The organism is Mycolicibacterium lutetiense, assembly GCF_017876775.1.
Taxonomy (GTDB): domain Bacteria; phylum Actinomycetota; class Actinomycetes; order Mycobacteriales; family Mycobacteriaceae; genus Mycobacterium; species Mycobacterium lutetiense.
Map to the genome: position 1 here is coordinate 1,571,542 of NZ_JAGIOP010000001.1, position 19,634 is coordinate 1,591,175.

Sequence of the window (19,634 nt, forward strand, 5' to 3'; positions counted from 1 at the left end):
GGTCAGGCGTCGATGAGATCGAGCGTGCCGAGCTCGCGGATGGCTTGGCAGCCGCGCTGGGCCATCACCACCATCATGTCGTCGCCGCGTTCGGTGGAGTTGGCGAAAGCGGTGCCGAGCACGGTGATCAGTGGCGCCTGCAACATGCCCAAACGGTAATCCTGCCAACAGGTTTCGCGGTCATAGCCGGTGACGCCGTGGGACAGCAACCGGTCGTGGTAGGCACTGACCAGGTCGGCTTCGGAGGCGGCCCGGACGGCGGGATCCAGGCTGGTTGCGGTGAAGTACGACAGGTCGCGGGCCGGAAGGCCGGAACCGAGGGTCTGCCAATCCACCACGGTGATCCGGGTGCGGTCGGGGTCGAACAGCATGTTGTCCAGACGGTAATCGCCGTGGAGGATGGCGAACCGGTCCGGCTCGGCCAGCAGCCACGGGGTGACCACCGACATCGCCTCGCGCATGGTGTCCTGATCCTCGGCATCCAGGCGCGCGCCGATCTTGTCCAGGGTGATGTCGGCCGCCATCTTTGCGACGTCGCCGAATCCCTTGGCGGAGTCGGGTTCCGGTTTGGGCATGGCGATACCGGGGAAGTTCGCCCATTGCGGGTCGGCCCAGGTCGGCCCGTGCAGATCGGCGAGTGCCAGGACGGCCAGCGTGGCCTCGGCCGGTGTGCACCCGGCGATCTGATCACCTTGTTCAGCCGGTGCCATATCCGCCAGGAGCAAGACGAAATCGGCCCCCTCGCCGGCGATTTCACAGTGATGACAGTGCGGGACCGGGATCTGCACGTGGTCGGCCACGTTGGTGTAGAAGGCGTGCTCGGAGCGATAGCCGATGGCGACGCGGTCACGCACGGTGTCGTCTTGCGACGGCAGCTTCACCGCGAAGGTGCCGGGCAGGCCGGCGTCGTGGCGGTAGGTGACCGAGATTCGGTAGGTGGCACCGGTCTGGCCGGTGCCGATCGGTGCGGTATGTACCGAATCCACTTCGGCACCAAGGATCTTCGACATCCACCCGGCGGTGACTTCGGTGGGCCTGCCCGGAATGGACACAGCGGCCGTCATCGAGATTCTCCGGCTTCGATCGTGCCGTAAATCGTGCCCATCCACATCGCTTCTGCACCTTCCAGTAGTTGCCGGCGGGTCAGTGGCCCGCCGACGATGATCCGTTCCACCAGTCGATCGTTGAGTTCCATCAGCAGGCTCGCCAGCACCGCGGCGTCGGCGCCGTCGGGGGCGCGGCCGGCGGCCCGATCTGCGACGATCACCGCGGCGACAGTGGGGACGAAGGACTCCCGCGCTGCATCCCACATGTCGCGGACGGCACTGTTGGCTCCGCGGGCCTCCCACATCGCCTCAAACAGATAGCGGTGTTCCTCGGCGGTCCTCGCCACCGCCTCGAGCGTGTCGCGCACCCGGGAGCGGGGCGGTTCTGCGGTGTTGGCCAGAACCGTGTTGGCCGCCATCAGGGCCTCGTGCATCGGCTCGAGTAGCGCGGCAACCGCGGCCGCCTTGTTCTCGAAATAAAAGTAGAAGGCCGAGCGTCCGACCCCGGCCGCCCGGGCGACCTCGGCGATGTTGAGTGCGTCGAACCCGGTCTGTTTCAGATGCTCGTCGAGCGCCGCCAGGATCGCGGTGCGGCGCTGATCACTGCGCTGCGGTTGTCGACGGTCGAACGGAGACCGGGTGGCTGCGCCCTCTGGTGCCGTCGGCATGGTGTCCGGCCCTCCCAATTCAACGGGTGTGACGCCGGACACTACCGGTCATTCTGACAGCAGTCAATAAAACTCGACGCGAGTCAGTCGATGGGTCAGCCCGGGTAGTGGCGCGGGGTGAACACCCGGTCCTCGGTGGTGTCACCGGCAGCCGAACCGGCATACCACTGCGTCTGTGACGAGCCGATGATCAGCATGGTGCGCATGTCCACCTGGGCCGGGTCGAGATCGACCAGGCGCACCACGGACACCCGCTCGCCCGGGCCGGGCTCGGCGCCGGAAACGGCGCGCGCGATGACCACCGGGGTACTCGGATCGCGGTACTCCAGCAGCACATCGCGCATGGCACCCACCTGCCAGGTCCGGGTTTTCGACGCCGGGTTGTAGATCGCCAGCGCCAGATCGGCCTTCGCCGCGGCGGTGAGACGGTCAACGATCACGTCCCACGGCTTGAGCCGGTCGGACAGCGAGATCACCGCGTAGTCGTGGCCCAGCGGGGCGCCCACCCGACTGGCGACCGCTTGGGCCGCCGTCATCGCGGGGATCACCCGGACCTCGACGCCGGGCCACTGCTTGGCTTCTTCGAGCACCGCGGTGGCCATCGCGAACACGCCTGGATCGCCGGAGGACACCACCGCCACCGTCCGGCCCTCCTGGGCCAGCTTGCAGGCCAGTTGTGCGCGGGCCGGTTCGTCGGTGTTGTCGCTGGGGTGGTGATGCTGTCCGGCGCGGGCGCCGACGCGATCGAGATACGGGCCGTAGCCGATCAGATCGGTGGCGGCGGACAGTTCGCGGCGGCTCTGCGGGGTCATCCAGTCCGAGTCGCCCGGCCCGAGGCCCACGACCACCACACTGCCGTGCGGGGTGGTGGCCCGCGACCGGCCGGGCACCATCGCCAACGAGAAGTACGGCACCTTGATCTCGCCGCCGTCGCTGCCGACCTCGCCGGCCGGCGATACCCGTTGCCGGTCGGTGCTGGCCCGCTCGACGTAGTACGCCTCGTCCAGCCGTCCGGTCGATTCCAGGGCTTCTCGCACCCGGGTGTAGGACCGGCCCAGCTTGAGCACTACCGCCGCGTCGGTGTCAGCCAGGCGACGTTCCAACTCGGCGGTGGGCAGCGTGCCGGGCAGGATCGTCAGGACGTCATCGCCCTGTACCAGCGGGGTGCCGGTGGCGGCGGAGGCCGCGCTCACCGACGTGACTCCGGGAACGATGACGGCGTCGAACCGCTCGGTGAGCCTGGTGTGCATGTGCATGTAGGAGCTGTAGAACAGCGGGTCACCCTCGGCCAGCAGAGCCACATCGCGGCCGGCCTCGAGGTGCGCGGCGATGCGCTCGGCGGCCGCGGCGTAGAAATCTTCCATCGCGCCGACGTACCCGCCTGGATGCTCGGTGGTCTCGGTGGTGACGGGATAGACCAGGTGCTCCTCGAGTTGGCCTTCCCTCAGATACGGCTCGGCGATGCCTCGGGCGATGCTCTTGCCGTGCCTGGCGCTGTGGTAGGCCACCACGTCGGCCGCCCCGATCAGCCGGGCCGCCTTGACCGTCACGAGCTCCGGATCGCCCGGGCCCAACCCGACGCCATACAGAGTTCCGTGGGTTCCACGTTCTGTCGTCTCGGTAGTCACTCGCGTTCACTCGCAATCGCATTGACGGCGGCCGCGGCCATGGCGCTGCCACCGCGCCGGCCGGTCACCACCAGATAGGACATGCCCCTCGGGCGTTCGATCAGTTCTTCCTTCGACTGCGCCGATCCGACGAAACCGACCGGACCGCCCAGCACGGCCGCCGGGACTGGCGCGCCCTCGTCAAGCAGTTCCAACAGCCGGAACAATGCGGTGGGCGCGTTGCCGATCGCGACCACTGCGCCGCCGAGGCGGTCGGCCCACAGGTCGACCGCGGCCGCCGAGCGGGTGAACCCCAACGTCGCTGCCAATTCGGGGGCGCGCGGATCGGCCACCAGCGAGACGACCTCGTTGTCGGCCGGCAGTCGCGAACGGGTGATCCCGGCCGCGACCATCGACGAGTCGCACAACACCGGGGCGCCGGCCGCCAGTGCGGCATGCGCCCGGGCCACGACATCGTCGGTGTAGGACACATGGTCGGCGACATCCACCTGACCGCACGTATGGATCAGCCGGACCACCACTCGCGATACATCGTCGGGGAACCGCGACAGGTTCGACTCGGCGCGGATCGTCGCGAATGACTGCCGGTAGATCTCGGCGGCGTCACGGATGTAGTCGAGCACCCGAACACCCTACGGGGGCGTGCTACGCAGCCGGTATCCGTCCTCGCCTGCGACCAGCACCTCCCCGACGGGCGGGCTGCCGCAGGCCCGCTCGCAGCCCACGAAATGTCGGTGGGTGTCCCTGGGCGCGTTGACCGCTTCGGTGGCGTCGGCCCGCACATCGGCGGCGGACTTGGCACATCCGGGGCTACCGGTGCAGGCGCTGATCCGCAGCCAGGGTGAATTCTCGTCGAACACGAGCCCGAGCGGGGCCAGCACGCGCAGGGCGGTGTCCGCGACCCCCTCGGGGACGTCGCACACCAGCACCGAACGCCACGGGGTGATTACCAGCGGCGCCTCGATCGCGGCCAGGAAGTGGGCGGTCCGGGCCTGCAACACGCCCAGCGGCACGGCGGCCCCCAGCGCGACGTCGCCATCGCGTTGCTCGATCCAGCCCACCGGGGGTGTCATCGTCGGTGGCCAGGTGGCCCCCGCCGCGGCGCTGGGAGTCAGGCCGTTCAACAGTGCCGAATGATCGTCGAGTTCGGTTATCCGCCAGGCCTTTCCGCGGATGCCGACGAATCGCCTGCCCACCTCGATGAGGGTGGACACCGCGTCACCGGGGTCCAGTCGTACCCCGGTGTCGCGTCCGGCCAGCAACAGTGCGAACGTGCCGTCATCGCGGGCGTGCACCCCGGCGTCGGCGTCGATCCCGGACACGTCGCCGCGGCCGTCATCGAGGCTGAACCAGAACCTGCCCGGCAAGCCGGCCAGCGCCGGGTCGTCCTGGATGGCGCGGTCGAGGTCGATGACGAGGGGGCGGACATCGGTGACGCCGCCCGAACGTCCGGACAGGGGCGAGGCCACGATGTTGCGGGCCCGCTCGTGGGTCGGCGACGGCAGCAGGCCCGCTGCCGTGAGAGCCCTGGCAGCTCCGTCGGTATCGGTCACCGCCCGGATCTGGATGTTGCCGCGAGAGGTCAGTTCCATTGCGGGGGAGCCGAACTGCTCGGCTACCTGGGCCAGCGTCGCCAATTGGGCAGAGGCGATCATCCCGCCGGGGAGTCGGACCCGTACCAGGGCACCGTCGGCGGCCTGATGCACAGTCAGTGCACCCGGGCAGGCGTCCTGATCGCGGGTCCTGGTCATGTTGCCCGCCATCTTACTTTCGATGATTGCTGTGACATCGGTCACAGGTTCGGAAACCTGTTCGGTCGCTTACAGATCGGTGGTTTTCGGCGCCGTTGGCCGTACCGTCTAACGAGATTCCCGGGACCACCGGTACCGGGAAGTTGAAAGCCAGACCCAAGACTCTGACGAAAGGAGCGATTCATGCTCGCATTCGGCGTATTCGCCACATTTGTCCTGGTGCTCGTCGCGACGGCAGGCAAGCCGTACCGGCAGTCGTGGCACGACCGCTTCGGCGAAACCCAGCCCTGACCGTTGTCGATCCGTACGCACCGGCTGCCCCGATCGGGTAGCCGGTGCGGTACGAATGGGGGGTGTTTGCTCCCACTGTCCTGCTGCTGTCGACCTCGGACACCGATCTGATCACTGCCCGCGCCAGCGGGGCCCGCTACCGCTGGGCCAATCCGTCGCGGCTGGTCGCCGGTGAGCTCGAGGAGCTTCTCGACGGTGCGGACATCGCGGTGATCCGGATTCTCGGCGGCTACCGGGCCTGGCAGGACGGCATCGACACCGTGGTGGCCAGTGGACTGCCGACCGTCGTGGTCAGCGGCGAGCAGGCGCCCGACGCCGAGCTGATGGGGCATTCGACCGCCCCGCAGGGCGCCGCCCTCCAAACTCACATCTATCTGGCGCAGGGCGGCCTGGAGAATCTGGCGAATCTCCATGCCTTCCTGTCCGACACCCTGCTGATGACCGGTTTCGGTTTCTCGGCCCCGGTGATCACTCCGAGTTGGGGTGTCCTGGACCGCGCCACCACCGGCGCCGCCACCGGACCGACCGTGGCCGTTCTCTACTACCGCGCTCAGCACCTCGCCGGGAACACCGGCTACATCGACGCGTTGTCCGACGCGATCGAGCAGGCCGGCGGGCGCGCGTTACCGGTGTTCTGCGCCTCCCTGCGCACCGCTGAGCCCGAACTCCTTGAGCTGCTCAGCACCACGGATGCGCTGATCACCACGGTGCTTGCGGCCGGCGGCGCCACCCCCGCAGCAGTCGGTGCGGGCGGCACCGACGACTCCTGGAACGTCGCTCACCTTGCTGCGCTGGATATTCCGATCCTGCAGGGCCTGTGCCTGACCAGTTCGCGGGACCAGTGGTCCGATAACGACGACGGGATGTCGCCACTGGACGTGGCCACTCAGGTCGCCGTTCCCGAGTTCGACGGACGCATCATCACGGTGCCGTTCTCCTTCAAGGAGATCGACTCCGAAGGGCTGATCTCCTACGCCGCCGATCCTGAGCGTTGCGCGCGAGTGGCCGGCCTGGCCGTCCGCCACGCCCGTCTGCGGGCGATCCCGGCAGCGGAAAAGCGTGTGGCCGTCGTGTTTTCGGCCTATCCAACCAAGCATGCCCGCATCGGCAACGCCGTCGGTCTGGACACCCCGGCCAGCGCGATCGCCCTGCTGCGTACCATGCGCGATGCCGGTTACGACATCGGTGAGGCCACCGCCCCCGGCGACCTCGCCAAGATCGGCGGATCCGGCGACCTCGCCACAATTGTCGCCTCCGGCGACGGCGACGCGCTGATCCACTCCCTGATCGAGCGCGGCGGGCAGGACCCGGAGTGGCTGACCGACGAGGCGTTGGCCGCCAATCCGATTCGGGTCCCCGCCAAGGACTACCGGTCCTGGTTCGCGACGCTGCCCGCCGAACTCGCCGACGCCGTCGTGAAGCACTGGGGCCCGCCGCCGGGTGAACTCTTCGTCGACCGCAGCCACGATCCCGACGGCGAGATCGTCATCGCGGCCATCCAGGCCGGCAACGTGGTGCTGATCGTGCAGCCGCCCCGCGGTTTCGGGGAGAACCCCGTGGCCATTTACCACGACCCCGATCTGCCGCCCAGCCACCATTATCTGGCCGCCTACCGCTGGCTGGACTCGTCGTTCCCCGGTTCATTCCGGGCCGACGCCGTGGTGCACCTGGGCAAGCACGGCAACCTGGAGTGGCTGCCCGGCAAGACGCTCGGCATGAGCGCGGCCTGCGGCACCGACGCCGCCCTCGGCGACCTGCCACTGATCTACCCGTTTCTGGTCAACGATCCGGGAGAGGGCACCCAGGCCAAGCGCCGGGCGCACGCCACCCTGATCGATCACCTCATACCGCCGATGGCCCGCGCCGAAACCTACGGCGACATCGCCAAATTGGAGCAGCTGCTCGACGAGCACGCCAATGTCTCGGCGCTCGATCCGGGCAAGCTCCCGGCCATCCGCCAGCAGATCTGGACGTTGATGCGCGCCGCCAAGATGGACCACGACCTGGGTCTGGAGGATCGCCCCGACGAGGAGTCCTTCGACGACATGCTGCTGCACGTCGACGGCTGGCTGTGCGAGATCAAGGATGTTCAGATCCGCGACGGCCTCCATGTGCTGGGGCAGAAGCCTACCGGCGCAGGAGAACTCGACCTGGTGCTGGCGATCCTGCGGGCCCGCCAACTGTTCGGCGGTGAGCAGACCGTGCCCGGCCTGCGTCAGGCGCTGGGCCTGACCGAGGACGGAAGTGACGACCGTGCCGCCGTCGACGCCGCCGAGGCCGGGGCCCGCGCGCTGGTGGCTGCGCTGCAGGAGTCCGGTTGGGACGCTTCTGCGGTGGCGGAGATCACCGACAATCCCGAAGTCGCCCAGATCCTGCGCTTCGCCGCCACCGAGGTGGTGCCGCGGCTGGCGGGCACTGCCTGCGAGATCGACCAGGTGCTGCGCGCCCTGGCCGGCGGCTTCATCGTCTCGGGGCCGTCCGGATCGCCGCTGCGCGGCCTGGTCAACGTGCTGCCCACCGGCCGCAACTTCTATTCGGTGGACCCCAAGGCGGTTCCGTCCCGGCTGGCCTGGGAAACCGGTGTGGCGATGGCGGATTCACTTCTGGATCGGTACCGCACCGACTACGGCCGCTGGCCCCAGTCGGTCGGCCTGTCGGTGTGGGGGACCTCGGCCATGCGTACCGCCGGTGACGACATCGCCGAAGTACTCGCCCTGCTCGGGGTACGGCCGGTGTGGGATGACGCGTCACGCCGGGTGGTCAACCTGGAGGCGATCGACCTGGCCGAACTCGGCCGGCCGCGGATCGACGTCACGGTGCGTATCTCCGGGTTCTTCCGCGACGCCTTCCCGCACGTGGTCACGATGCTCGACGATGCGGTGGCGCTGGTGGCAGGCCTCGACGAGTCGGCCGAGGACAACTACGTGCGCGCCCACTCCCAGGCTGACCTGGCCGAACATGGCGACCAAAGGCGTTCCACCACAAGAATTTTCGGCTCCAAGCCGGGAACCTACGGGGCCGGCCTGTTGCAATTGATCGACAGCCGCAACTGGCGCGATGACGCCGACCTGGCCGAGGTGTACACCGCCTGGGGCGGATTCGCCTACGGTCGCGGGCTCGACGGTGCGCCTGCCGCCGATGACATGAACCGGGCGTACCGGCGCATCGCGGTGGCGGCCAAGAACACCGACACCCGCGAACACGACATCGCCGATTCGGACGACTACTTCCAGTACCACGGCGGCATGGTGGCCACGGTGCGTGCGCTGACCGGGCAGGCCCCGGCGGCCTACATCGGTGACAACACCAGGCCGGACGCGGTCCGCACCCGCACCTTGTCGGAGGAGACCAATCGCGTCTTCCGGGCCCGGGTGGTCAACCCGCGCTGGATCACCGCGATGCGCAGGCACGGCTACAAGGGGGCCTTCGAGATGGCGGCCACGGTCGACTATCTGTTCGGCTACGACGCCACCGCACACGTGATGGCCGACTGGATGTACGAACGGCTCTCGGCCGAGTACGTGCTCGACGACGAGAACCGCAAGTTCATGTCGGAGTCCAATCCGTGGGCGCTGCACGGCATGGCCGAACGCCTGCTGGAGGCCGCGGGTCGTGGCATGTGGGCTAAGCCCGAGCAGGCCACTCTCGACGGGCTGCGTCAGGTGCTGCTGGAAACCGAAGGAGAGCTCGAGGGCTGAGCGCGTCGACTCTGCGGCCAGGGCGCGCCGTTCTCGCACATTTGCGCCCTGTTCGCAGAGCCAACGGCCGCTGGCCTGTTGGCTTAGATTGGGCAGCATGGCTCTCACCTTCGCCGACGTCGCCAAGGCCAACTACGTCCTGCTGACCACGTTCACCAAGGACGGAAGGCCCAAGCCGACCGCGATCTGGGCCGCGCCGTCGCCCGACGGGCTGGTGGTGATCACGCAGGAGGAGTCCTGGAAGGTCAAACGGATCCGCAACACGCCGCGGGTCACGGTGGCGGCATGTGACGTGCGCGGTAACCCCAAGAGTGAGGCCGTCGAGGCCGTCGCGGAGATCCTGCCCAAATCGGCCAATGGCGCCACCTACGACGCGATCGGCAAGCGTTACGGACTGCTGGGCAAGACGTTCAACCTCTTCTCCAAGCTCCGGGGCGGCATGCAGAACAATGTGTCGCTCCTGCTGAAACCGGTGAACTGAGTCCCACCACACGCCCAAGCCGGCCGTTGCTCAGGAACCGAACCGCCCGCCCGACCGTTGACCGAACATGGCTAAGCGGCTGTTTCTGATCTACCTCCTCGTAGAGGTCGCCGTGATGGTGACGCTCGTGGCCACCATCGGGTTCGGCTACACCGTGCTGTTGCTGTCGGCCGCGTTCGTGCTCGGGCTGGTGCTGGCGGGTTCACAGCTCAACCGGCACATCCGCCGGTTGCGCACCGGACTGTCCGGTGGCCTGTCCGATCCGCAGGGTGCAGTGTCCGACAGTGTGCTGGTGGCGCTGGGCACCGTGTTGGTGGTGATTCCCGGATTGGCCAGCTCGGCCGTCGGCGCACTGTTGCTGCTGCCGCCCACGCGGGCGGCCGCACGGCCGGTGCTCACGGGCCTGGTGGCCCGGCGCGTGCCGCTCATCGTCGCCGCACCCGTGGGTTTCGGCGCAGCGACCGGTGCCGCCGGTTTTCGACAGGGGAAAGGCGACTACATTGACGGCGAAGTAATCGACGTCAACGACGTCGATCCGTACCGCCTGCCTCCCAGGGCCTAACCGCCAACCGAAGAGCTTGACCACACTTCTGATCAACGGGCGCATCCACAGCCCCAGCTATCCCGACGCGACGGCGATCGCCGTGCGCGCCGGGGTAGTGGCGTGGCTGGGTACCGACGACGTCGGCCGATCACAGTTTCCCGACGCCGAGATCGTCGACCTCGACGGCGGCTTCGTCGCGCCGGCATTCGTCGACAGCCATGTGCATCTGACCGCCACCGGGCTGAATCTGGACGGCCTGGACCTTCGTGGAGCCACCTCGCTGTCGCATTGTCTGCGGCTGGTGGACGAATACGCCCGTCGGCATCCGGACGGGCTGGTGTGGGGGCACGGCTGGGACGAGTCGGGTTGGCCGGAGCGCACCGGCCCGAGCACCGCCGATTTGGACGGCGTACTGGGGGACCGGGCGGCTTATCTGGCTCGGGTGGATGTGCATTCGGCCGCAGCCACCACCGCGCTGCGCCGGTTGGCGCCCGCGCTTTCCCAGGCCGCCGGATTCGATCCGCAGCGCCCGCTGAGCGCCGACGCGCATCATCTGGTGCGTGCGGCCGCGCGTGAGCAGCTGACCCCGCAACAACGGCATACCGCCCGCGTCGCCGCCCTCGATCACGCGGCCGCGATGGGGATCGCCGCGGTCCACGAGTGCGCGGGGCCACAGATCGGCGGCCTGCTGGACTGGCAGGAGCTGCGGGCTTTGGAGCACGGTGTCGAGGTCGTCGGTTACTGGGGTGAACCGGCCCACGACGCCGAGCACGCCCGCCACCTGATCGCCGAGACCGGAGCGCGTGGCCTGGCCGGAGACCTGTTCGTCGACGGTGCCCTCGGCTCACGCACCGCCTGGCTGCACGAGCCCTACCACGACGCTCCCGACACCTGCGGCAACCGCTACCTCGACGTCGGCGCTGTCACCACGCATGTGCAGGCCTGCACCGAGGCCGGAATCCCGGCCGGATTCCACGTGATCGGCGATGCCGCCGTCGCTGCGGTCGTCCAGGGATTCGAGGCCGTGGTGCAGCGGTTGGGCGGCCCGGCCGTGGCCCGCTGTGGTCACCGCCTGGAGCACCTGGAGATGGTCAACGCCGAGCAGGCCGCCCGACTGGGGGCCTGGGGTGTGATGGCCAGCATGCAACCCAACTTCGATGCCCTGTGGGGTGGCGAAAGTGGCATGTATGCCCAGCGGCTCGGGCTTGACCGAGTTCACCAGCTCAACCCGTTCGCGCTGTTAGCATCCGAAGGCGTGCCCCTCGCCTTCGGCTCAGACACCCCGGTTACCAGCATAAATCCGTGGCAAACCGTGCGTGCCGCGGTGTCACACCGCAGCGCAGGCAGCGCCATTTCGGCTCGGGCCGCGTTCGCTGCGGCGACCCGCGGGGGCTGGCGGGCCGGCGGGCTGCGCGACGGCGTCACCGGGACCCTGACTCCTGGCGCTCCGGCCAGTTACGCGGTGTGGGAGGCCGACGACCTGGAGGTCAGCGCGCCGGCCAACGCCGTCCAGCGGTGGTCCACCGATCCGCGGTCGCGGGTGCCCGCACTACCTCGGCTGGCTGCCGACGCCGACCTGCCGCGCTGCCGTCAGACCGTCCACCGGGGTGTTCTGATCCATGGGCAGTGACCGTCCCCGGAACCGATCCGAACGACCGGGACCCAACGAAACCACCGACGTCATCCCCGCCGTCGAGGAAGACGAACTCGCCGAACTGGATGAGCTCGACGACGTGGCCTTCGACGAACTGGACGAGGACGTCACCGGCGATCCGGTGGCCGACACCGATCCCGATGACGATCCCGAGGACCGTGGGTATCGACTGACGGCGGCGGGCACGCCGGACCGCTGGTCCGTGGTGACCGTCCGGGCGTCGCGATTGGGCCGGGCCGCGGCCGTGCGCTGGGCGCAGTTGAGTGCGGCGGTCGGCGGCGGGCTCGCGATGTGCCTGAGCTACCCACCGACCGGCTGGTGGTGGGCGGCCTTCGTCGGGCTGGCATTGATCAGCTGGGTTCTGACCCTGCGCTCCACCACTCGGGCCGGCGGCTTCGGCTACGGGTTCCTGTTCGGCCTCGCGTTCTACATTCCGCTACTGCCGTGGATCAGCGGTCTGGTCGGCGCGATGCCGTGGCTGGTCCTGGCCGCCATGGAGGCGCTGTTCTGCGGGCTGTTCGGCCTGTCTGCGGTCGTGGTCAGGCGATTGCCCGGGTGGCCGTTGTGGTTCGCCGCACTGTGGGTCACCCAGGAGTGGCTCAAATCGACGGTGCCGTTCGGCGGATTTCCTTGGGGCGTGGTCGGATTCGGTCAGACCAACGGACCATTGCTGGCCATTGCGCGGTGGGGCGGCGCGCCGCTGCTGTCGTTTGCGGTGGCGCTCGTCGGCTTCAGTGCGACGCTACTGGCGTGCGAAATCGCGCGCTGGTGGCGGCACGGCCACAAGCCGGGCTTCCCCGCACCCGCGGTGATGCTGCCCGGGCTGAGCATCACGGTGGTGCTGCTGGCGACCACGCTGCTGTGGCCGCAGGTCCGTCATTCGGCAACCGGCGCGGGCGACGAACAGACCGTCACCGTGGCCGCCGTGCAGGGCAATGTGCCCCGGCTCGGCCTGGAGTTCAATGCCCAGCGCCGTGCGGTGCTCGACAACCACGTGAAAGAAACTCTGCGACTCGCCGACGACGTCCGCGCGGGCAGCGCACCGCAGCCGATGTTCGTGGTCTGGCCCGAGAACGCCTCCGACATCGATCCGATGGCCAACGCCGACGCCGCCGCACAGATCACCGCGGCGGCCGACGCCATCGGGGCCCCGATCCTGGTGGGCACCATCACCAAGGCCGGCGGTTACACCCGGGACAATCCGGTGGCCACCAACACCGTGGTCGTCTGGGATCCCGAACACGGGCCCGGTGAGCGCCACGACAAGAAGATCGTGCAGCCGTTCGGCGAGTACCTGCCGTGGCGCAGCTTCTTCAAGCACCTGTCGTCGTATGCCGACCGGGCCGGCTATTTCGTGCCGGGTGAGGGCAACGGCGTCGTGCATGCCGCCGGCGTGCCGATCGGGGTGGCCACCTGCTGGGAGATCATCTTCGACCGGGCCGCGCGGGAATCGGTGCTCAGCGGCGCCCAGGTGCTGACGGTGCCCACCAACAACGCGACGTTCGACGAGAACATGAGTGCGCAGCAGTTGGCGTTCGGCAAACTGCGGGCCGTCGAGCATGATCGCTACGTCGTGGTCGCAGGCACCACCGGAATCAGTGCGGTGATTGCTCCGGACGGACGCGTACTGGCTCGCACCGAGTTCTTCCAGCCCGCCTATCTGGACAGCCAGATCAGGCTGAAATCAGAGCTGACGCCCGCGACCGAGTGGGGCCCGGCGTTGCAGGTGGCGCTGGTCACGCTTGGAATTGGGGCGTTGCTCGCCGCAATGCTGCACAATGGAGGGTTCGTGCAAAGAATGTTGAGGCGTCGCACAGGCGAAGGCCCGCGACGATGAAGGAGTCACATGACAGTCCCTGGTGAGGGAGCGCAGCGGCCGGGGGAAGCCAGCCCTCGCCGGGACGGTGAACGCCCGAGTCAGCGCACTCTGGTGATCATTCCCACCTACAACGAGCGGGAGAATCTGCCGCTGATCGTCGGGCGTGTGCACCAGGCCACCCCCGAGGTGCACATCCTGGTGGTCGACGACGGCAGCCCCGACGGCACCGGCCAGCTGGCCGACGAGCTGGCGCTGGCCGACCCGGATCGCGTCCACGTGATGCACCGGACCAGCAAAGCGGGCCTGGGTGCTGCGTACCTGGCCGGTTTCGCCTGGGGGCTGGGCCGCGGATATTCGGTCCTGGTCGAGATGGACGCCGACGGCAGCCACGCGCCGGAGGAATTGAGCCGGCTGCTGGACGCCGTCGACGCCGGGGCTGATCTGGCCATCGGTTCGCGATATGTCACCGGCGGTACGGTGCGCAACTGGCCGGTCCGCCGGTTGGTGCTGTCGAAGACCGCCAATACCTATTCCCGGTTGCTGCTGGGCGTCGGTATCCATGACATCACCGCCGGGTACCGCGCGTACCGGCGCGAGGTGCTGGAGAAGATCGACCTGTCGGCGGTGGACTCCAAGGGCTACTGCTTCCAGATCGACCTGACCTGGCGTGCGATCAACAACGGGTTCACGGTCGTCGAGGTACCCATCACGTTCACCGAACGTGAACTCGGGGTCTCCAAGATGAGCGGTTCCAACATCCGCGAGGCGATGTTCAAGGTCGCGGAGTGGGGTATCCGCGGGCGCCTGGACCGCGCCAGGGGTGTCGTGCGTAGTTAGCTGGGAACGCAAAAACCGCGATATGCCCGTGGCGGGCATATCGCGGTTTTTTTGTACGAATCAGCTGCCGCGACGCTTGGTCTTGATCAGGTCGAGGCGCTCTTTGAGCAGCTCTTCGAGTTCTTCGACGGAGCGACGTTCCAGCAGCATGTCCCAGTGGGTACGCGGCGGCTTGACCTTCTTGGGCTCCGGCGCTTCGCCGTCGATCAGGGTGCCCTCGAGGCCGTTCTTGCAGGGCCAGGTGCCGGGAATCTCAGCGTCGTCGGCGAACGGAACGTCGAACTCTTCGCCGTTGTCGGTGCGGTAGCGCGCGACCTGACGCGGCGCCAGGTCATGGTTGCGGTCGGTCTCGTAGCTCACGGCTCCGAGGCGACTGCCTCTCAGGACGCGATCAGCCATCGTCAACACTCCTTGTTCGGCGTATTTGTCCGGAAGTACCAACGCAGCACGGCGTTGCCAAGTTCCCGACTCGACTGTCAATGATACGCGGGTCACGGAGCACGGCCGTCTACAGTCGTGACCCATGGCGCCGCACCACAGAAAGAACCGCCCGCAACCGTGCCGGTGGTGTGGGCGTGAGGTCGCCGATGCCCAGATGGGCCGCCGTCGCCAGTACTGCAGGCAATCCTGTCGGCAGCGGGCCTACGAACAACGCGCCATGGTGAAGGGCACCTCGCTGGCGCCGGATTCGGTGGTGCTCACCGCCGACGAGGCCGCTCAACTGTCCGACCGGGTGTATCAGGTCAGGTGCGCGGCCGAGGATGTCGCGATCGCGGTCGACGAGGGCGCCGGGGTCGACGAATTGCGGCAGCTGTGTGACGCGCTGTTACAGGCAGCGAAGGCCGCCGACGGCTGGCGTTAGTCGGGTGGGCAGCTGAGTTGACGTCCCACGCCCACCGGCGGGGGGACCGGCTTGAGGCAGCCCAGTGGTTCGACGCCCGACGAGTTCAGCAGCACCGCGGACTGGTGCGCGTAGTTGACGCATACCAACGTGGTGTCATCGGCCCGGCATCGGTAGTCACCGAAGGCCAGTGACGTGCCGGTGGCCAGTTCGGCGCCGTCGCCGTAGTTGAACCGGCCCGGATCTCCGTGCAGCGATCCGATATCCACGGTCTCCCCGGCGAAATCGACCCAGCCAGGAATCCACTGACCCTCGACGTCCGACGGTTTCGACGGGAGGCCGTCGGCCTGGATCAGGCATGCCAGTTGGCCGTCGACGTTCTTGTCGGTGGCGCAGCGGGCCTTGCCTGACGGTGCGACGAACGCGACGTCGTCGCCGAGATCGGTGGACTGGCCCGCGCGGGTCGCGGTATGGAAGCCCGACGGATCGGCCGGCTTGCCTGCCTCGACCCACTTGATCACCCGGCTCATCGGGGCACCGGGGGCCGGTGCGGTGGTGGGCAGCGGCGAGGTCGTCGTCGGGGTGGATGTGGTGCTCTTGGTGTGTGGGGCACCGGCCGGCATCGACATTCGGGGCTGTGAGGTCGGCTGCGTCTCGTGCCCCCCGCCCGGTGAGCAGGCGGCCACGAGCGCCGCCAAAAGCGCAGCAGCCCCAACAGTCACAGCGATTCGCATAACCGCAAGGCTAGCGGTCGCGTGCCACGCCCACCGCGTGTCCGCCCCCAGTGGGGTTGTTCGATACGGTCGTCCCATGCACGAGCGGACTGTCCGGGCAAAGATCAGTACTGGCATCGTCGAGGGGTTCACGCGCGACGGCGTACACCGTTGGCGTTCCATCCCTTACGCGAAACCGCCGGTCGGACCACTGCGTCTGCGGGCACCCGAGCCGGCCGAGCCGTGGCCGGGCGTTCGCTACTGCCACGGGTTCGGTTACTGCGCACCCCAGCAACGTCGTTACACGCTCGTCGGTGTGGGCAAGCACCAGCCGATGAGCGAGGACTGCCTGACCCTCAACGTGGTGGCGCCGGAAGAACCGAACTCCGAAGGTCCACTGCCGGTGATGTTCTTCGTGCACGGCGGTGGCTACATCATGGGCAGCTCGGCCACGCCGGTCTATGACGGTGCCGCGCTGGCCCGCCGCGGGTGTGTGTTCGTCTCGGTCAACTACCGGCTCGGCATGCTCGGGTGCGTCGAGCTCTCGTCGCTGTCGACGCCGGAACATCCGATCGACGACAACCTGTTCCTGCGGGATCTGGTGTTGGCTTTGCGCTGGGTACGCGACAACGCCGCGGTGTTCGGTGGGGATCCCGACAATGTGACGATTTTCGGGGAGAGCGCCGGTGCGCACGCGGTCGCGACCCTGCTCGCGGTGCCCGAGGCCGAAGGGCTGTTCGCCCGGGTGATCTCCGAGAGCCCGGCCAGTGGGATGGTCAGTTCCGCGGATGCGGCCGCCGGGATCGCGGATCAGCTCGCCGAATTGGTCAGTCCCGGTGGGGGATCGGCAGCCGCTGCGCTGATGGCCGCCCGCCCCGCCGACCTCGGTCGGGCGCTGGAAGGGCTGATCATGCGCGGTCAGACGGACATGCCGGGCGCCTTTCCGGTCGGTCCGACGTTCGGTACCGAGTACCTGCCCACCGATCCGGTGACGGCGATGGCCGAAGGCAGCGCACACCGGCTTCCGTTGATCGTCGGCAACAACGCCGATGAGGGGCGCCTGTTCACCCGCTTCCTGCCGCTGCTGCCGACCAATGAGCCGATGATCGAAAAACTGTTCGCCCGTAGCGATCCCGAGGAACGCCGGCGGATCGTTGCGGCCTACCCGGACTATCCGAGCAGTGCGGCCTGTGTGCGCCTCGGTGGCGACTTCGCGTTCGCCTCGGCCACCTGGCAGATCGCCGAGGCGCACAGCCGGCACGCGCCCACCTACGTGTACCGCTACGACTACGCGCCGCGCACCTTGCACTGGGCGGGGCTGGGGGCGACCCACGCGATGGAGTTGCTGGCGGTGTTCGACTCGTACCACACGACGTACGGCGCACTGCTGACCGCCGTGGGCGACCGGACCTCGGCCCGGAAGGTCAGTCGTGAGGTGCAGCGGCGGTGGCGTGAGTTCAGCCGGACCGGTGACCCGGGGCCCGGCTGGCCCGCCTACGACACCGATGTGCGGGCGGTATTCGTATTCGACCGCAGGCCACGCGTCGAATACGACCCCCGGGCGGTGCGGCGGCGGGCCTGGGAAGGGTTCACCCTCGCCGAGCGCTGAGTTCGTCCGTTCCACTCTGGGCGATTTGCTGCAGGGAATCCCCCGGATGTGGTTGCGTATTTGGTGTGGACTACCCCCTGGATCCGCTGTCCGCCGACGAGTTTCGCGCGGTGGCAGCGATATTGCGGCGTGAGCACGGGGTCGGGGAGGGCTGGCGGGTTGCCTCGGTGGAACTCCTGGAGCCGTCTAAGGCCGAACTGGCCGCCTTCGACGGTGGCGGCGCGATGCCGGCCCGCCGGGCGGTCGTCATCTGTCTGGATCGAGCGGCCAACGCCACCTACAAGGGCGTGGTGTCACTGACCGATGACCGGGTCGAGACCTTCGACCACGTTCCCGGCGTCCAGGCCAACTTCACCGTCGACGAATTCGTCGAATGCGACGAGGTGCTGCGCCGGCATCCTGACGTGATCGCCGCGCTGGCCAGACGTGGCATCACCGACCTGGACAACGTGTTCATGGACACCTGGACCTACGGGGACGCCGTCGCGCCAGCCGAATACCGTGACCGTCGGATCGGCTGGTCGGACACCTGGTACAAGCAGGCCCCCGGTGCCAATCCGTACGCCCACCCGGTCAGCGGTCTGCACTGCGTGATCGACATCAACACCATGGAGGTGCTGTGCGTCGAAAACAACGACAGCGACGGCTCGTCTTCCGGGATGCCGGATGTGATGGGCGAATACGTACCGCACCACATCCCCGAACGGATCCGGTCGGCCTCCCGCCGGGAGCCGCTCAAGCCGCTGAACGTCACCCAGCCCGACGGTCCGTCGTTCACCTTGGACGGCAACCTCCTGCAGTGGCAGAACTGGTCGTTGCGGGTCGGGTTCAACCACCGCGAGGGGATGACCCTGCACACCGTGCGGTACCGCGATGGCGAGGTGAATCGTTCGGTGGCCCACCGGATGTCGTTCGCCGAGATGGTGGTGCCCTATCGGGATTCCTCGGTCGATCACTACCGGCGGACCGCGTTCGACATCGGCGAGTGGGGTCTGGGCTTCATGACCACCTCGCTGGAGCTGGGCTGCGACTGCCTCGGTGAGATCCGTTATCTGGACGCGGTGCTGCACAACAGCGCCGGTGAGCCATACACCATCACCAACGCGATCTGCATCCACGAGGAGGACAACGCCGTGCTGTGGAAGCACGTCGACCACGATGCGGGGGCCGAGGTGCGCCGGATGCGCAGGCTCACACTGTCATTCCACGTCACCGTCGCCAACTACGAGTATCTGGTGTACTGGCGGCTCTACCAGGACGGCAACATCGAGTGCGAGGTCCGCGCCACCGGGATCATGGTCACCACCCCGTTCCCGGCCGGGCCGACGCCGAAGAACGGCACGCTCGTCGACGAGCGCACGTATGCGCCGTTCCATCAGCACTTCCTGATCGCCCGGTTGGACCTGGACGTCGACGGCACCGACAACACGGTCTACATGACCGAGTCGTACGCCGAACCGATCAATCCGGACAATCCTTACGGGCTGTCGCTGGTGGTGCGCAATCAGGCGTTGCGCACCGAGCAGGAGGGTAAACAGGACGTCAACTTCGCCACCCAGCGGGCCTGGAAGGTGGTCAACACCAACGTCGTCAACGGCCTGGGGACACACCCGTCCTACAAGCTGGTGCCCACTGGGGCGATCCCGGCCATGTTCGACCCGTCCTCGCCGGTGGTGCAACGCGCCAACGTCATCACCCACACGCTGTGGGTGACCCCGAACCAGCCGGACGAACGCTGGCCGGCGGGGGAGTTCGTCAACCAGTCGGTGGCCGATACCGGGTTGGGCGAGTGGACGAAGGCCGACCGGTCGATCGACAACACCGACGTGGTGCTCTGGTACGTGTTCGGCATCCACCACATCACCCGTCCGGAGGACTGGCCGGTGATGCCGGTGGACGTGGTGTCGTTCTGGCTCAAGCCTTTCGGGTACTTCGACCGCAACCCGGCGCTGGACGTGGCGGCCACCCCGCCGGATTCCTGCGCGCACGGTCATGCCAAAGCGGCGCACCACTAGTGATTAGTTGAACTAGTGATTAGTTGACACCTGTCATAT

16 protein-coding genes are annotated in these 19,634 nt (G+C 68.0%); 9 read left to right on the top strand and 7 right to left on the bottom strand.

Going from position 1 to position 19,634, the window contains the following annotated elements; genetic code table 11:
* Positions 1-2 precede the first annotated feature (2 nt).
* The 5 genes from JOF57_RS07550 to cobG all read right to left on the bottom strand — a co-directional run bounded on the left by JOF57_RS07550 (position 3) and on the right by cobG (position 5,093).
* Positions 3-1,064 carry a phosphotransferase family protein gene (locus JOF57_RS07550; protein ID WP_209915401.1) on the bottom strand — a complete coding sequence of 354 codons (1,062 nt, stop codon included), beginning with the start codon at positions 1,062-1,064 and terminating at the stop codon, positions 3-5.
* Complete coding sequence (locus tag JOF57_RS07555) at positions 1,061-1,714, bottom strand: TetR/AcrR family transcriptional regulator (RefSeq protein ID WP_209915403.1); 654 nt, start codon at positions 1,712-1,714, stop codon at positions 1,061-1,063. The genes JOF57_RS07550 and JOF57_RS07555 overlap by 4 nt, the downstream gene beginning before the upstream one ends.
* A gap of 95 nt (positions 1,715-1,809) precedes the next feature.
* Positions 1,810-3,342: a precorrin-2 C(20)-methyltransferase gene (locus tag JOF57_RS07560; RefSeq protein ID WP_209915405.1), complete on the bottom strand. Its 1,533-nt coding sequence runs from the start codon at positions 3,340-3,342 to the stop codon at positions 1,810-1,812.
* Complete coding sequence (locus JOF57_RS07565) at positions 3,339-3,965, bottom strand: precorrin-8X methylmutase (protein ID WP_163660685.1); 627 nt, start codon at positions 3,963-3,965, stop codon at positions 3,339-3,341. The genes JOF57_RS07560 and JOF57_RS07565 overlap by 4 nt, the downstream gene beginning before the upstream one ends.
* 9 nt (positions 3,966-3,974) lie before the next feature.
* Complete coding sequence (gene cobG / locus JOF57_RS07570; RefSeq protein ID WP_209915407.1) at positions 3,975-5,093, bottom strand: precorrin-3B synthase; 1,119 nt, start codon at positions 5,091-5,093, stop codon at positions 3,975-3,977.
* 353 nt (positions 5,094-5,446) lie between these two features.
* Here cobG and cobN point away from each other — a divergent pair, with 353 nt between their 5' ends.
* The 6 genes from cobN to JOF57_RS07600 all read left to right on the top strand — a co-directional run bounded on the left by cobN (position 5,447) and on the right by JOF57_RS07600 (position 14,417).
* The gene (gene cobN / locus JOF57_RS07575; protein WP_307869977.1) at positions 5,447-9,082 is read left to right on the top strand and encodes a cobaltochelatase subunit CobN; all 3,636 of its coding nucleotides are present in this window, start codon (positions 5,447-5,449) and stop codon (positions 9,080-9,082) included.
* A gap of 97 nt (positions 9,083-9,179) precedes the next feature.
* Positions 9,180-9,563 (top strand): PPOX class F420-dependent oxidoreductase, encoded by a 384-nt coding sequence (locus JOF57_RS07580; protein WP_209915411.1) that lies wholly within the window; start codon positions 9,180-9,182, stop codon positions 9,561-9,563.
* Positions 9,564-9,630: 67 nt separating this feature from the next.
* Positions 9,631-10,125, top strand: a complete 495-nt coding sequence (locus JOF57_RS07585) for an FxsA family protein (RefSeq protein WP_209915413.1) — start codon at positions 9,631-9,633, stop codon at positions 10,123-10,125.
* Positions 10,126-10,141: 16 nt separating this feature from the next.
* On the top strand, positions 10,142-11,737 hold the full coding sequence (locus tag JOF57_RS07590; RefSeq protein WP_209915415.1) for an amidohydrolase: 1,596 nt from the start codon (positions 10,142-10,144) through the stop codon (positions 11,735-11,737).
* Positions 11,727-13,598: an apolipoprotein N-acyltransferase gene (gene lnt / locus JOF57_RS07595; RefSeq protein WP_209915417.1), complete on the top strand. Its 1,872-nt coding sequence runs from the start codon at positions 11,727-11,729 to the stop codon at positions 13,596-13,598. Before JOF57_RS07590 ends, lnt begins: the two co-directional genes overlap by 11 nt.
* 9 nt (positions 13,599-13,607) lie before the next feature.
* Positions 13,608-14,417: a polyprenol monophosphomannose synthase gene (locus JOF57_RS07600; protein WP_209915419.1), complete on the top strand. Its 810-nt coding sequence runs from the start codon at positions 13,608-13,610 to the stop codon at positions 14,415-14,417.
* A gap of 60 nt (positions 14,418-14,477) precedes the next feature.
* Here the strand turns inward: JOF57_RS07600 and JOF57_RS07605 are convergent, their stop codons facing one another.
* Positions 14,478-14,816 carry an RNA polymerase-binding protein RbpA gene (locus JOF57_RS07605; protein ID WP_209915420.1) on the bottom strand — a complete coding sequence of 113 codons (339 nt, stop codon included), beginning with the start codon at positions 14,814-14,816 and terminating at the stop codon, positions 14,478-14,480.
* Positions 14,817-14,940: 124 nt separating this feature from the next.
* Here JOF57_RS07605 and JOF57_RS07610 point away from each other — a divergent pair, with 124 nt between their 5' ends.
* Positions 14,941-15,279, top strand: a complete 339-nt coding sequence (locus JOF57_RS07610) for a hypothetical protein (protein ID WP_209915422.1) — start codon at positions 14,941-14,943, stop codon at positions 15,277-15,279.
* On the opposite strand, the gene JOF57_RS07615 is transcribed toward JOF57_RS07610, so the two are convergent.
* The gene (locus tag JOF57_RS07615; protein WP_209915424.1) at positions 15,276-15,992 is read right to left on the bottom strand and encodes a hypothetical protein; all 717 of its coding nucleotides are present in this window, start codon (positions 15,990-15,992) and stop codon (positions 15,276-15,278) included. The two genes, JOF57_RS07610 and JOF57_RS07615, sit on opposite strands and share 4 nt — an antisense overlap.
* Positions 15,993-16,068: 76 nt before the next feature.
* Between JOF57_RS07615 and JOF57_RS07620 the strand changes: the two genes are divergently transcribed.
* Both JOF57_RS07620 and JOF57_RS07625 read left to right on the top strand, forming a co-directional pair.
* The gene (locus JOF57_RS07620) at positions 16,069-17,580 is read left to right on the top strand and encodes a carboxylesterase/lipase family protein (RefSeq protein WP_209915426.1); all 1,512 of its coding nucleotides are present in this window, start codon (positions 16,069-16,071) and stop codon (positions 17,578-17,580) included.
* A 65-nt stretch (positions 17,581-17,645) separates the two neighbouring features.
* Complete coding sequence (locus JOF57_RS07625) at positions 17,646-19,595, top strand: primary-amine oxidase (RefSeq protein ID WP_209915428.1); 1,950 nt, start codon at positions 17,646-17,648, stop codon at positions 19,593-19,595.
* Positions 19,596-19,634: the final 39 nt, after the last annotated feature.

Coding starts and splice junctions, on each gene's coding strand:
- JOF57_RS07550 (WP_209915401.1), bottom strand. CDS start 1,064: ATGACGGCCGCTGTGTCCATTCCGGGCAGGCCCACCGAAGTCACCGCC.
- JOF57_RS07555 (WP_209915403.1), bottom strand. CDS start 1,714: ATGCCGACGGCACCAGAGGGCGCAGCCACCCGGTCTCCGTTCGACCGT.
- cobG (WP_209915407.1), bottom strand. CDS start 5,093: ATGACCAGGACCCGCGATCAGGACGCCTGCCCGGGTGCACTGACTGTG.
- JOF57_RS07580 (WP_209915411.1), top strand. CDS start 9,180: ATGGCTCTCACCTTCGCCGACGTCGCCAAGGCCAACTACGTCCTGCTG.
- JOF57_RS07585 (WP_209915413.1), top strand. CDS start 9,631: ATGGCTAAGCGGCTGTTTCTGATCTACCTCCTCGTAGAGGTCGCCGTG.
- lnt (WP_209915417.1), top strand. CDS start 11,727: ATGGGCAGTGACCGTCCCCGGAACCGATCCGAACGACCGGGACCCAAC.
- JOF57_RS07600 (WP_209915419.1), top strand. CDS start 13,608: ATGACAGTCCCTGGTGAGGGAGCGCAGCGGCCGGGGGAAGCCAGCCCT.
- JOF57_RS07605 (WP_209915420.1), bottom strand. CDS start 14,816: ATGGCTGATCGCGTCCTGAGAGGCAGTCGCCTCGGAGCCGTGAGCTAC.
- JOF57_RS07610 (WP_209915422.1), top strand. CDS start 14,941: ATGGCGCCGCACCACAGAAAGAACCGCCCGCAACCGTGCCGGTGGTGT.
- JOF57_RS07615 (WP_209915424.1), bottom strand. CDS start 15,992: ATGCGAATCGCTGTGACTGTTGGGGCTGCTGCGCTTTTGGCGGCGCTC.
- JOF57_RS07620 (WP_209915426.1), top strand. CDS start 16,069: ATGCACGAGCGGACTGTCCGGGCAAAGATCAGTACTGGCATCGTCGAG.